Genomic DNA, 221 nt, shown 5'->3' on the forward strand with positions numbered 1-221 from the left:
TTCCACATGAACAATATCCACAGGAGGAAATCAATAGATGCATTGATATCTGGAAAGAGGTACTTCTCCTGCAGAGCGAACCGGTGGCGATTACGCTTTTGTTTACAAAAGAGGATTATGAAGCTTATCCGGCCAAGGAAACGACAGTGTCCATGCCATACTGTGTTATGGTCAAGCAGGCAGCCGTAAAAGAAAAGGGGATTAAGAGTAGACAGCCACAT

Annotated in this window: 1 protein-coding gene; it reads left to right on the top strand. The window is 44.3% G+C overall.

Features of this window, described 5'->3' with window-relative positions; translation table 11 throughout:
• Positions 1 to 221, top strand: a 221-nt coding sequence (locus HJY11_RS14160) for a DUF169 domain-containing protein (protein ID WP_208076522.1), incomplete at both ends; no start/stop codon positions are given.

Source organism: Bittarella massiliensis (ex Durand et al. 2017) (assembly GCF_017566145.1).
Classification (GTDB): domain Bacteria; phylum Bacillota; class Clostridia; order Oscillospirales; family Ruminococcaceae; genus Bittarella; species Bittarella massiliensis_A.